Raw genomic sequence first — 12,229 nt, 5'->3', positions numbered from 1 at the left:
AAGCCCTGTCGCATCATCAGTCTCGACGAATACGCCGCAAACCGTCGCCTCACCCTCTGCTGGTTGCAAACGCTCACCGGGCAGCTTGCGGACGAAGCGATAAAGGGAGGCTTCCTTCCCCATACCAATCACACTGTCATAGTCACCGCACATACCGGCATCAGTCTGATAGGCTGTTCCCTTGGAAAGGATCCGGTAATCAGCCGTCGGCACATGGGTATGGGTGCCGACGACAAAGGATACCTTGCCATCAAGATAATGTCCGAACGCCATTTTCTCGCTGCCGGTCTCGGCATGAATATCCACGATGATCGCGTGGGCTGTCATGCCCAGCTTATGGCGTGACAGATACTCGCTCACAGAACGGAACGGATCATCAAGTGGATCCATGAAAAGACGCCCCATGACATTGATCACCAGCACCTTGCGCCCGTTAGGCAGCACCACGACATACCCCCCTTGGCCCGGTGTACCCGGCGGGAAGTTCAGGGGGCGAATGATACGTGGCTCGGAACTGATGTCGCGCAGCAACTCCTTCTTGTCCCAGGCATGATTGCCGAGTGTGATGACATCCACCCCGGCCTTGAAGAGATCCGTAGCGATTGCTGTAGAAAGACCGAACCCGTGTGAGGCATTCTCACCGTTGACCACGACCACATCGAGCTTCAGCGCCTCACGCCATTCCGGCAGGCGGGCCATGACGGCTTCACGGCCCGAACGACCAACGATATCCCCAAGAAAAAGTAGTCTCACTCTGCTCCGCCTTCTCCACCCTCTCTCTCAAGGGCTTCCTTTTCAGTCACAATCCAGTCCAGAGGCTGGTCATAGGCCCCAAGGGGCACCCGAGCCACCTCCTGCCATGCAAATGCAAACCCGATCGATCGGCAGGATATCTGCGAAAGGGTTCGGTCATAATATCCACCACCATAGCCCAGACGATTGCCTCGCCTGTCAAAAGCCAGAAGAGGGACAAGGATCAGATCGGGCCGGTCAGTCACGCCATCAGGATGCATTGTACCGAAGCGGCCTGCCAGCATCACGCAATCCGGAGACCAGCGTCTGAAAACAAGGGGCGTGCCCTTCGGCGTCGTCTCGGGCAGCAGGATCTCATGCCCGAGATCCGTCAGAGCTGCATAAAGCGGACGCAGATCGCTTCGCCCGGCAGAGGCCAGACACATCCGACTTTTTTTACATCGGCCATAGGCGTGATGATGGAGAAAATATTGCGGATCAAGGCTGCGAGCGCATCCGGCGAGGCCGGATTTTCAAGCCTGCGTTTGCGCATCATCTGGCGCAAAACCTGTTTCTGCTGATCGCTGTTCATGTGTGGAACCACCCTGGCCGTCGGTCTTTCAGCCCTCCCGGACCTGCTCATGCAGGTGGGCGCCAGATATCATGACCACGATCACGACAGAGCCAGCTCCCTAAGGAAGTGCTTATCGGCCCAGGGGTTGAGTTGCCTGACGTACCGGGCAGTTCCACCCGACATTAACTAGGCATTCTCCAGCTCTGCTGCAATGCCTTCGGCACGCTCAGCCAGCAAATTAAGTTTCTGTTCGCGCGTTTCGTTCTCGGCAATCAGCTTTTCTGCAAGCTGGACGCGTTCATTCGTCGTGCTGGGCAGGATTTCCTTGGCCAGATCATGCAACTCATCCGCCATAAGAAGAGAAGCCATGACCAATGTCCACGCTTCCCCTCCCTGGGTCCCCAGGCTGCGCACACGCGCTATGCGCCGTTCAACCTGCTGTGCCAGCTCCTGCAGATAGCGTTCCTCGCCATCCTTGCAGCCGATCGTATAGGAATACCCGTTGAGGCGAAGGGATATCTGGGCCATGTCTATGCCTCCTCGTCACCAAGACGATCGATCAGATCGCTAACACGCAGGCGCAGGGCTTCAATATTGGCAGCAACAGGTTGCCAGTCAGCTGACGCGGGGCGTTCCATGCGGGATTGATGCAGGGCATAGGCTATCCGGTCCAGCGCCTCTTCGATCCGATCTTCAGGTCTTGCAGAACTGCTTGCTCTTTCGATCTGATCCGTCAAAACACCCTCATCAATCACATGCGATTACCGCCGCTCTATGGAACCCGTATCGCCTCGCGAGGTCAAGTATGAAGCCCAAGGAGACTCTCCCGCACAAGATCGTCGCTCTGTATGACGCCTCTCTTCTTCCCTGCCTGCCCGGACCGGGCGAATCGACTGACTACGCTGTCATTCCAGCACCGGGACTTGGGCGAATCATGGGGTTCCCCTGGTGGCAAACCCTTACGGCCTCTCTTGAGATACCTTCTATTTTTGACGCAGATGATGCGCCGGCCCTGGCTGCGTCGGCCATTCGCAACAGTGCACAATGGGTCGTCTGCACACAAAACGGCGCCTGTCTGGAAACGCTGCAGGTGCTCGCGCTGCTGCACGGTGCACATCTTTTGACAAGCCGCCCTGCTGCTCTCACTCTTGGCAGACCGCCTTATAACGCCTACCGCATTGAGCAGCTTTCACAGTATCTGGCGCAAGAGCCTGAGCGCCCCATCTGACGGACCATATCCATGCTGCCCTGCGAACTTTATCTGGTCACCCTGCCGGATTTCGACCCGTCACGTGAACTGAACGATCTCGCAAAAGTGCTTGAGCGCTGGACGCCATCAGCCCTGCGACTGAGTACAACCGACGAAAGCCAGGCCAGACACTGCGTCAACGCCATAAGATCGACAGTTCAGGCTCATGGCACCGCACTGATCTTGACCGACCTCCCTGCCCTGGCCCAGGAACTCGGGTGCGACGGGGTTCACCTGTCAGGTCATCCGTCGCGGTGTCTGACAGCCAGAGAAGAACTGGGAAAAGACCTTCAACTGGGGGTCTACTGTGATACGAGCCGTGACGACGCCATGAATGCCGGAGAGCTGGGCGCCGATTATATCTCGATCGCCCCCAACGCTCCTGATCTGGTCGCCTGGTGGTCGCAAATGATGGAACTGCCCGTCATTGCGGAAAATATTGAAACAGCCGAGCAGGCACTGGTCATGATCAAGGCCAATGCTGATTTTCTGGCCATACCCTTGAGTTTTGTAGACGCGGACGAAGCCGGAGCGCGGCTTGCCGCCATCGTCAGCCGCGCGGCGGAAGAATATCCTGGGTGATATAAAGGGTACCGTTGGATTGCGGAGCGCCGTTCAGCCAGAGTTTCACGACATGACCCGTTGCGTTCACCAGGACGAACTGGCCATTCGCACCATCTCGCTGGATGCTCAGAACATCGCCTGAGAGAGTCTTCAATCCGATTCTGTCCGATCTCAGTCTGGTCATAGCCTTGTTCAGCGCTGCGGGAGACCAGTTGCCCCTCACGATCGTGAATCCAAGAAGCTGCTTGAGTTGTACCGCATTCTGCGGGTTCATCAGTCCCCCCGGGACCTGGGCAGCAAACCGTTCAAAAGGCTCGTTGGGCAGGGCAAATACTGTATAGGGTCCATTACGTCCCAGTCGCGCGAAAAGACCCGTCTGACGCAAGGCCTGACGATAATCGGCCAGCTCCAGCGACGTCGAGATATTCTCCATCAGCGGGCGATCTGCCAGGGAGAATGTCGGTGGCTCGGTATAAGCCACCGGAGTCGACGTTTCAGTCTTTGTCGATTCATGGAACATATGCGCACTGCTAATTGCAGGCATCTGCACCGCCGTCACGGAGTTCGGATGGAGAAAGGGGTCCTGACGAGCCCCACTCTCACAGCCTGCAAGCGCGATAGCAGCGACAGCACATCCGAGAAACGTTGTTTTTCTTGCTTTTGACAAAGTCGGGGTCATGACGATCAGCATCCGTCTCCGCGCATGGTCCACCCTACGACGCGGCTGTTGGTCAGCTCGAAAGTAGTCTGGCACGTTGTATTGTAATAGCTGGGCGGGAAACCGCCAAAACCCCCACCCCAGCCGCCATAGCCGCCCCAACCGCCATAGCCACCATATCCGCCCCACGGACCGCCACCCCAGCCCCAACCCCAGCCTCCTGTGCCGGGAGAGTAGTTGGTCTCATTATCGATATAGGCGAGGAAGTCGTGACCACTGGCCTGATAGGTTCGTGACGGAACACCAAACGTACGCAGGACATCCACATCCGTTTTGCCGATCATTGAATTCAGCACCTCGCGTTGCTGTACCGTCGGAACATCGCACGCTGACAGGGTCAGCAGAGCAGCACATGAGAGGAAAACTGTTTTTTTCATCATCCTAAAACCCTTTCCGAAGCTGAAGCCGCCCGCCGGATCAGTTCGAAGCTGGCGCCACTCTGGCAATGGAAACGATCTTGCCCCCAGAATGGGTTCATGGCTATCCGAAGGTTTAAGAAAACCACATAATGTCACACAGACGTGGTGCGCCAACTGCCAGCATGACAAGCCGGTCAAAGCCAAGCGCAATACCACTGCACGATGGTAATGCGCTGAGATCAGCCAGAAAAGCCTCATCAAGCGGCCAGTCCTGATCCGGGGCCAGAGCAACACGTCGCGCGCGATCAGCCTCGAAACGCATGCGTTGCTCTTCGGGGTCGGTCAGCTCCTCAAAGGCATTCGCCAGTTCTATCCCGGCCGCATAGAGTTCAAAGCGCAAGGCGACACGCGGATCCGAGGGTCACGACGTGACAGAGCCGCCTGAGCAGTGGGCCAGTGGGTCAGAAAGGTTGGACGTTTCCGTCCGATTTCGGGCTCAACCCGTTCCAGAAGAAGACGAAAGAACAGATCCTCCCATTCTTCTCCCGCCCGCAGATCTGTACCAGCCTCCCGGGCCAGACGCTTGGCATCATCGCCAATCGCCAGCAAGTCCACCCCTACATAACGGGAGAAGGCTTCCACCATCGTCAGACGCTCGAAAGGCAAGGACAGATCAAGTGAGGTGGCGCCGAGCGTCACACGAGGCGGAAGAAGCGCACGCAGCAGAGCTTCGGTCTCATCCATCAGGGAATCCAGCCCGGCACCCGGACGATACCATTCGAGCATGGTGAACTCGGGCGCATGAAGGGCGCTCTGCTCACCATTACGCCAGACACGCGCAAGCTGATAGACCGGCAACCCTGACGCCGCCACGATACGCTTCATGGCAAATTCCGGACTTGTATGCAGAAAACGCGTTTCACGCGTGCCATCAGGACGCTCGATTTCGGTACGGAAACAGCGCAGATGCACCTCTTCACCCGGGGTCGGAACAGCGTAAGGCGTTTCAACCTCCAGATAGCCCCGCCCTTCAAAAAAAGCCCTCACCCCCCGTTGCAGCAGCGCCCGACGTTGCAGCAAAGGCACCTTGTCGGAAATAGCCGTACGACGATTCATGATAAGCGCTCTCCGGTTGCGAAAACTCAGCGGATTGCAGTACAGCCGCCTGATGGCAGAAAAGGTCAATCCCCCCACATTGCGCAGCGTGGCACAGCTCGTCGCTCATGGTCTCGTATCTCCGGAGCAGAGCAACGCACTCGAGGACGTGGCCAAGACCTTTTCGACAGCTATCCCTGCCGAGTTTCTCGCGCTCATTAACCATCCCGACGATCCGATAGGCCGTCAGGTGGTCCCGAGCCCGGCCGAACTCACTACAGCACCATGGGAAATGCAGGACCCGATAGGCGATGACGCTCTCTCGCCCGTTCCAGGTATCGTACATCGCTATCAGGACCGTGCGCTGCTCAAACCGCTCCTGATTTGCCCGCTCTATTGCCGCTTCTGTTTCCGCCGTGAGCATGTCGGCCCGGATGGCGGGCTGTTGTCAGATAAGGCTCTGGCCACGGCCCTCGGCTGGATTACCGATCACCCGGATATCAGTGAGATCATCCTGACTGGCGGTGACCCCCTGATGCTGAGCCCAAGACGGCTCAAACACATCATCAGTGCATTATCGGCCATACCACATATCCAGACCATCCGGATCCATAGCCGAGTACCGGTCGCCGACCCCAGCCGGATCACCCCCGCACTGCTTGATGCCCTTGAAACCGACCGCGCCATGTGGGTCGTACTTCACGCCAATCACGCAAGTGAACTTACCCCCAACGCCCGTATGGCACTGCGTCAGATCCAGAGCCGAGCCATTCCTGTGCTGAGTCAGTCAGTTCTTCTGCGTGGTGTGAACGATACAGAACAAGCGCTGGAAGCCTTGCTTCGTGCGTTTGTTACAGCACGAATCAAGCCCTATTACCTGCATCAGCTCGACCCGGCTCCCGGCACGTCACATTTCCATGTGCCTATCGACGAAGGCCGCGCCCTTCTGGCCAAACTGCGTGGAAGAGTAACAGGCCTGGCTTGGCCGACCTATGTGCTGGACATACCGGGCGGTGCCGGCAAAGTACCCCTCGGACCGGATTACTATCGCCCGGACACCCATCCCGGCCAGGTTCGCGACCCCTCTGGCATTCCCCATAGGCTCGATCACCCGCAACCGGAGCTCACCTGCTCAGAGAGGTGAATTGCCTGACATCATCTCACGCAGAAAGCGTTTCATGACCTGCATGGTCAAACGGCGGAACTTGGGGGAGACATGGTATGGCTGAGCCTGTGGGTCAGGCAATTTCGTTATTGTTCCGTACATTGACGCAGCAAGAGAAGGAAAAGGATTGACCCCGGTTACTCGCATCAGGGCCGCTACCGGCACCTGGGTGCAGCTCGGGGTGAGGCTGTTCTTGCAGACATAAACCGAGAGTGCCTTGCGTCCCGGCAGATAGACCGCTTTCCAGACAGAACTCGGAACAGGCAGGGCATTGGCACCGATTACAGCCGGAGAAGCCAGATGATAGGCAGGCCCCGTCACTACATAGGCTTCGCCCTCCGACAAAACGAGTTCACGAACCTGCTTTTCGATACCCGCCCAAAGCCCGCGGTTCAGATCGGGCGATTGAGGCACCATGTTGGCAAGAGAAAAGCTTTCCTGCTGCGAAACCCGGGTTGGTGCATCGCCACTCGGCGCCATATGCCCACGATCGAAACCTGAACGCTGGTAATCTGCAAGCCGCGCCCGATCCGCAGCGGGCTGACGGGTCTCTTCATGGAATACGCCCTGACGTAATTCATGCTGCGCCGAGCGTATCGCATCGCGTGTCAGATGCTCTGCAGCCCAGACCGGTTCGTGCGTCATGCCGGAGACCATGACTGCAAAATCACGGTTACACAGAAGGGTATCGCGTTCCATTGGCGCCGGAGCTGCAAGACTCGGGGCCACGCCATCCAGAAAAAGCCGGGAACATTCTGTCGCCAGTGCCGGTCGACAAAACAGGATCAGACAACAGAGAACGGACATGCGCATAATCATTCATGCGCTCCTAGCTTTCAGGCCCTAGACAGACAACCTTTCCCTTTCGCTCAGGATGTTCCCGAACCGTGACCCGATAGAACGACCCTCTTCTGACCAGCCCCATGATAAAGCGGACAGTCTCTCGTCCTTTACTGCTCCCAGCTCCATCTCGCTTGCTCTCGAGCGCCTGCTTCGTTAGAAACCCGCCTTTCACGGCGGCACAGACCCGTCGTATTCACCTCACGATTCCCGGGATCTTTCTTCCATGAAGCAGCAGGCAAACCTGATTCGCGCCGGACAGGTTATTGAGCATGACGGTCGTCGCTGGACGGTTCTCAAGCAGCAGATCATCACGCCGGGCAAGGGCGGTGCGTTCATTCAGGTTGAAATGCGCGACCTCAACACGGGCAACAAGACCAACGAACGCTGGCGTACGGCTGACACCGTCGAACGCCTGATGACGGAAGACAAGGACTACAACTATTCCTACACGGACGGCGACAACATCGTCCTGATGGATCCGGAAACCTTCGAGCAGGTCATGCTGCACAAGGATATCTTCGGTGATCAGCTGCCCTTCCTGCAGGACAATATGGCCCTGAGCGTGAAGCTGGTGGAAAGCGACCCTGTCGGTGTTTCGCTGCCGCCGCACGTGACGCTAGAAATCACCGAAGCCGACCCGGTGGTCAAGGGCCAGACGGCAAGCTCGTCCTACAAGCCCGCCATGCTGTCCAATGGCGTCAAGACCATGGTGCCGCCCTTCATTGAGGCTGGCGAGCGCGTCGTTGTCCGCACGGATGACGCTTCCTATGTCGAGCGCGCCAAGTAATCTTGCCTATCGGGGCGCATGAGGTTGACCCTCGCGCCCCTTCACGGAACCGGCGCAACCCGGTTCCGTTTCGACCGACTACCCCTGCTCTTTCAAAATCTTTCATCAGGATTATCGCCATGCGCCTCTCGCCGCATATGACCGTCATGCAGAATGCTGCGCAAAAGGCAGCCAAACGCCTCCTGCGCGATTTCGCGGAAGTCGAGCAGCTTCAGGTCAGCATCAAGGGGCCGGGCGACTTCGTCTCGCAGGCCGATCTGCGTGCCGAACAGACAATCCGTGATGAACTGGCACGCGCACGCCCCGGCTATGCCTTCCTGATGGAAGAAAGCGGTAGTTCGGGTGGCGATAACTGGACCTGGCGCTGGATCGTCGATCCGCTCGACGGCACCTCGAACTTCCTGCACGGCATTCCGCAATGGGCCATTTCGATCGCGCTCCAGCGCCGTCACCCCGACGGCTCGACCGAAATTGCCGCAGCGATGGTCTATAATCCGGCTGCAAACGAGATGTTCTGGGCCGAGAAGGGCGTCGGTGCCTTCCTCAACGAGCGTCGCATCCGCGTTTCCGCCCGTCGTGACCTCTCCGAATCCCTTATCGCCACCGGTATTCCCTTTGCCAAAACACCGACGGATCACCGCTTACCCTTCGGTCGCACACTGGCTGCACTCATGCCATACGTGGCAGGCTTCCGGCGCTTTGGCGCAGCAGCACTCGACCTCGCCTGGGTGGCAGCAGGCCGTTACGAAGCGTTCTGGGAAATCGGCCTCAAACCGTGGGATTGCGCTGCCGGCCTTCTGATCGTGCGAGAAGCTGGCGGCTATGTGACTGACCCGGAAGGACTGGAAATCACCGACCTCGACAATGACGTCACGCTCATTGCAGGAAACGGCAATCTGCACGGGCAGATCCGCAAGATCGTCCTCGACGCCCTGACCCGCAAAGCCTGAAATACCCTTTCTCCTGAACGACAGGCCTTGCGCCCGGCACGGCCTGTTGCAAAAAAAACTGCACATCCAGGGAACCAGAAGCCGCAGCGCGTCATTCCCCATTGCCGGAGCAGGGCCAGCACGATTAGGATCGCCCGGTCATGAAACGGCCGATCCTTCTCTCCCTCCTGTGCTCGGCCGGTCTTCCGGCCGTCCTGCTGACCTCCCTGCCCGCAGCGGCACAGGTCACCTCAAACGACGATGCGCTGCCTGCCGCAACGCCGCACAAGCCTGAATCCGTAAAGAAAACGCCAGCCGGTAAAACTCACGCCGAGAAGGCAGCCCATGCCCAATCGCATGAATCTGCCAAGAAACAGGCAGTGAGCGACAAGCCTTCGGCAACGTCCGGCGACAGGAAAGCATCCCCTCCCTCAGCTCGCGCCCCGGCAGCACAGCGCGTCGGCCTCCCGCCCGATGTGCCGGCGCAGCCGCCGCGCCCCGTCGTCATTCCGCCTCCCGGCGTAAAAGTGCCGACCCATCCCCCGGTTCCCCCTGAAGATATCAAGCCCGACCCTGCAGCCAAGGGCGAAATCGAGCAACGCCCCAATGGATTGCGCATCGTTTTTGCCGCCAATAGCAGCGGCATGACGCAATCCATGATCGATGCGATCAGGGAAGAAGCCAGAAAACTCGCACAACAGCCGACACTTCGTGTCACACTCTGGGCCTCGGCCAGCGGCTCGACCGAAGATCTGTCCACTCCACGGCGCATTGCTCTGGCGCGCGCTCTTGCCGTGCGCTCACTTCTGATACGCGAGGGCATTGCCACGACGCGCATCTATCCGCGCGCTACCGGCCTTGCCGCCGCAGATGCCAACCCGCCTGATCGTCTCGACATCATCGCCGAAGCAGCATTGCTGCACCGACTTCGGAAGCCCAGTTCGGAACTGTCCCGAGGACCTCCACACCATGACCCGCCCGACGCTTTATCTTCTGCGCATGGGAATCTTTCTGATTCTCGTGGCAGCTGTCGCCGCTCTGCTGAGCAAGACGCTCTATGCCGCCTTCTTTGCGAACCCGGCACTCGACGGACTGATTCTGGGCGTGCTGGTCATTGGCATTCTCTGGAATCTGCGTACCGTCCTGCGCCTGATGCCCGAGGTGAAATGGGTTGATCAGTTACGGGTCAACCGCACTGGCCTCGCCCAGCCTGCGCCACCACGCCTGCTTGGTGCACTGGCGCGCAATCTGGCAGCGCGCACCTCGACGGGGCGGCTGAGCTTGTCGCATCAATCGGCTCAGGCCACGCTCGACAGCCTGTCAGGCCGCCTGGACGAATCGCGTGACATCTCGCGCTATATGACCAGTCTGCTGATCTATCTCGGCCTGCTCGGCACATTCTACGGCCTTCTTCTGACAGTCAGTTCCATTGCAGGCGTCATCGGAGGCATGAGCGTCGGCGACGGCAATCTCGATGCCATGTTCGGCCAGCTCAAAACAGGTCTCGCCGAACCACTCAAGGGCATGTCCACGGCTTTCTCCGGCTCCATGTTCGGTCTTGCGGGCGCGCTGATCCTCGGCTTTCTCGATCTCAATGCCGGTCAGGCACAGAACCGCTTCTTTAACGAAGTCGAGGAATGGCTGGTCGGTATTACCAAGCAGGGCGGCGCGCTGATTGAAGGAGGCGACGCCTCTGTCCCTGCCTATGTTCAGGCCCTGCTGGAACAGACGGCTGAAAATCTTGAAACGCTGCAGAATGTCGTCTCGCGCAGCGAAGAAAGCCGGATGCAGCAGCTTCAGGTCATGGACGGCCTGCAGGAGCGTCTCAAGGCCATGACGGATCTGCTCCAGTCCAACCAGAAAATGATGAACCGCGTTGCCGAAGGTCAGGCCCTGCTCGGCCCGTTCCTCAAACATGTCGGCGAGGCCGCAACTCCCGGAACAGCCGCTTTCAATGATGCGAAAGACAGCCGTGAGCAGTTCAGCCGGATTGAAGGACATATCGTTCGTCTGATCGACGAGCTTCACAGCGGCCGCGCCAGATGGCTGGTGAGATTCGCAACGATCTGCGTGTTCTGGCACGAACCATTGCCGCAACCAGTCCCAATGGCGCTGCTGCCGTTCCTCCGGCAGCACAGTAAGGCAAGGCGGCTTTCATGGCACGACGCTCCCGACGCAGTTCCCATGGTGGGGAACTCAATGCCTGGCCCGGTTATGTGGATGCGCTCTCCACCCTGCTGATGGTGGTGACCTTCGTGTTGCTGGTCTTTGTTCTCGGCCAGCAATTCCTGTCCGTGGCGCTCAGCAAGCGTACCCATTCGCTGGACGAGCTGCGTCAGCAACTGGCTGCGTTGCAGCACACGCTCTCAATGACAGAAGACAAGAACACCCAGCTCAACGCGATGGTAGCAAGCCTGACCACCGATCGTGACAGCGCCAGACGTCAGTCCGATGTCCTGACCCAGCAACTCGCCACACTGAACGGCACCATTGCTGAAAAGGAACAGGCTCTGGCCGCAGCCGGTCAGGCCACACAATCCGATCAGGCCAGCATCGCCCAGCTGAAGTCGCAGCTCGAACAGCTCAATCAGCAGCTTCTCGCCATCGGTCAGGCGCTGGACATCGCCAAAAAGGATGTCACTGCGCGGGATCAGCAGATCACCGATCTGGGTAACAAGCTCAACGTGGCGCTCGCCGACAGGGTCAACCAGCTCAAGCGGTATCGCTCGGAGTTCTTCGGCCGTCTGCAGGATGTGCTGAAGAACCAGAAAGGCGTGGAAATCGTCGGCGACCGATTCGTCTTCCAGAGTTCCATTCTCTTTCCGCAAGGCAGCGCCGACCTGACACCGGAAGGTGAGAAGGAGATCGCCGCTCTGGCCCATACCTTCAAGCAGGTCTCAAACCAGATTCCGAAGGATATCCCCTGGATCCTGCGTATTGACGGCCATGCCGACAGGCAGCCGATCCATACCGCCTTTCCGAGCAACTGGGAGCTGTCAAGCGCGCGCGCCATCACTGTGGTCAAGGTGCTGGTCAAGGAGGGTATCGACCCGCATCACCTCGCAGCAACCGGCTTCTCCGACTACCAGCCTCTCGATCAGGGCAATACGGCAGCAGCCTTCGCCCGCAACCGACGCATCGAATTTCGCCTGACCGACCGCTGATCAGCCACGTAGACGCAACAGCAGAATGACGGGGAGAAATCGCATCCTGC

General features: G+C 58.7%; 14 protein-coding genes, 1 other RNA gene and 2 pseudogenes. 7 read left to right on the top strand and 10 right to left on the bottom strand.

Annotated elements, in window-relative coordinates; translation table 11 throughout:
* The 6 genes from JCM25354_RS10165 to JCM25354_RS10150 form a co-directional block, all read right to left on the bottom strand.
* Positions 1-753 (bottom strand): TIGR00282 family metallophosphoesterase (locus JCM25354_RS10165; RefSeq protein WP_025885939.1); only part of this gene is annotated, 753 nt, incomplete at its 3' end.
* On the bottom strand, positions 750-1,178 hold the full coding sequence (locus JCM25354_RS18155) for a 5-formyltetrahydrofolate cyclo-ligase (RefSeq protein WP_051537344.1): 429 nt from the start codon (positions 1,176-1,178) through the stop codon (positions 750-752). The genes JCM25354_RS10165 and JCM25354_RS18155, both read right to left, overlap by 4 nt.
* On the bottom strand, positions 1,124-1,324 hold the full coding sequence (locus JCM25354_RS22580) for a 5-formyltetrahydrofolate cyclo-ligase (protein WP_051537343.1): 201 nt from the start codon (positions 1,322-1,324) through the stop codon (positions 1,124-1,126). Before JCM25354_RS22580 ends, JCM25354_RS18155 begins: the two co-directional genes overlap by 55 nt.
* A 1-nt stretch (position 1,325) precedes the next feature.
* Positions 1,326-1,482, bottom strand: a non-coding RNA gene (gene ssrS, locus JCM25354_RS20710) — 6S RNA.
* A 10-nt stretch (positions 1,483-1,492) separates the two neighbouring features.
* On the bottom strand, positions 1,493-1,834 hold the full coding sequence (locus JCM25354_RS10155) for a cell division protein ZapA (protein ID WP_025885938.1): 342 nt from the start codon (positions 1,832-1,834) through the stop codon (positions 1,493-1,495).
* 2 nt (positions 1,835-1,836) lie between these two features.
* Entirely contained in the window at positions 1,837-2,061 is a 225-nt protein-coding gene (locus JCM25354_RS10150; RefSeq protein WP_025885937.1) for a hypothetical protein, read from the bottom strand.
* Between the two features lie 50 nt (positions 2,062-2,111).
* On the opposite strand from JCM25354_RS10150, the gene JCM25354_RS10145 reads away from it, so the two are divergent.
* Together JCM25354_RS10145 and JCM25354_RS10140 are read left to right on the top strand one after the other, a co-directional pair.
* Positions 2,112-2,534, top strand: coding sequence for a hypothetical protein (locus JCM25354_RS10145; protein WP_025885936.1), 423 nt, complete (start codon positions 2,112-2,114; stop codon positions 2,532-2,534).
* 12 nt (positions 2,535-2,546) lie between these two features.
* Positions 2,547-3,137, top strand: a complete 591-nt coding sequence (locus JCM25354_RS10140) for a thiamine phosphate synthase (protein ID WP_025885935.1) — start codon at positions 2,547-2,549, stop codon at positions 3,135-3,137.
* Here the strand turns inward: JCM25354_RS10140 and JCM25354_RS10135 are convergent.
* From JCM25354_RS10135 to epmA, 3 genes and pseudogenes are all read right to left on the bottom strand, one after another.
* Positions 3,106-3,798: a fasciclin domain-containing protein gene (locus JCM25354_RS10135; protein ID WP_159103478.1), complete on the bottom strand. Its 693-nt coding sequence runs from the start codon at positions 3,796-3,798 to the stop codon at positions 3,106-3,108. The two genes, JCM25354_RS10140 and JCM25354_RS10135, sit on opposite strands and share 32 nt — an antisense overlap.
* Before the next feature lie 5 nt (positions 3,799-3,803).
* Positions 3,804-4,217, bottom strand: a complete 414-nt coding sequence (locus tag JCM25354_RS10130; RefSeq protein ID WP_025885933.1) for a hypothetical protein — start codon at positions 4,215-4,217, stop codon at positions 3,804-3,806.
* 112 nt (positions 4,218-4,329) lie between these two features.
* Positions 4,330-5,312: pseudogene (epmA, locus tag JCM25354_RS18150) on the bottom strand (EF-P lysine aminoacylase EpmA).
* A gap of 52 nt (positions 5,313-5,364) precedes the next feature.
* Here epmA and JCM25354_RS10120 point away from each other — a divergent pair.
* A complete protein-coding gene (locus tag JCM25354_RS10120; protein ID WP_025885932.1) occupies positions 5,365-6,435 on the top strand; it encodes a lysine-2,3-aminomutase-like protein in 1,071 nt (356 codons plus the stop codon).
* On the opposite strand, the gene JCM25354_RS10115 is transcribed toward JCM25354_RS10120, so the two are convergent.
* Positions 6,424-7,263 (bottom strand): DNA/RNA non-specific endonuclease, encoded by an 840-nt coding sequence (locus tag JCM25354_RS10115; protein WP_159103477.1) that lies wholly within the window; start codon positions 7,261-7,263, stop codon positions 6,424-6,426. The genes JCM25354_RS10120 and JCM25354_RS10115 overlap by 12 nt on opposite strands.
* A 259-nt stretch (positions 7,264-7,522) precedes the next feature.
* Between JCM25354_RS10115 and efp the strand changes: the two genes are divergently transcribed.
* From efp to JCM25354_RS10090, 4 genes and pseudogenes are all read left to right on the top strand, one after another.
* Entirely contained in the window at positions 7,523-8,086 is a 564-nt protein-coding gene (efp, locus tag JCM25354_RS10110) for an elongation factor P (protein WP_025885930.1), read from the top strand.
* Positions 8,087-8,205: 119 nt separating this feature from the next.
* Complete coding sequence (locus tag JCM25354_RS10105; RefSeq protein WP_025885929.1) at positions 8,206-9,036, top strand: inositol monophosphatase family protein; 831 nt, start codon at positions 8,206-8,208, stop codon at positions 9,034-9,036.
* 948 nt (positions 9,037-9,984) lie between these two features.
* Positions 9,985-11,156 (top strand): annotated as a pseudogene (locus JCM25354_RS18140) (flagellar motor protein MotA).
* 15 nt (positions 11,157-11,171) lie between these two features.
* The gene (locus tag JCM25354_RS10090; RefSeq protein ID WP_025885927.1) at positions 11,172-12,179 is read left to right on the top strand and encodes a peptidoglycan -binding protein; all 1,008 of its coding nucleotides are present in this window, start codon (positions 11,172-11,174) and stop codon (positions 12,177-12,179) included.
* The last annotated feature ends 50 nt before the right edge of the window (positions 12,180-12,229 follow it).

It is taken from the genome of Asaia prunellae JCM 25354 (genome assembly GCF_000613885.1).
Classification (GTDB): domain Bacteria; phylum Pseudomonadota; class Alphaproteobacteria; order Acetobacterales; family Acetobacteraceae; genus Asaia; species Asaia prunellae.
Note: the sequence above shows the minus strand (reverse complement) of the source record. Positions and strands in the feature narration are given on the sequence as shown.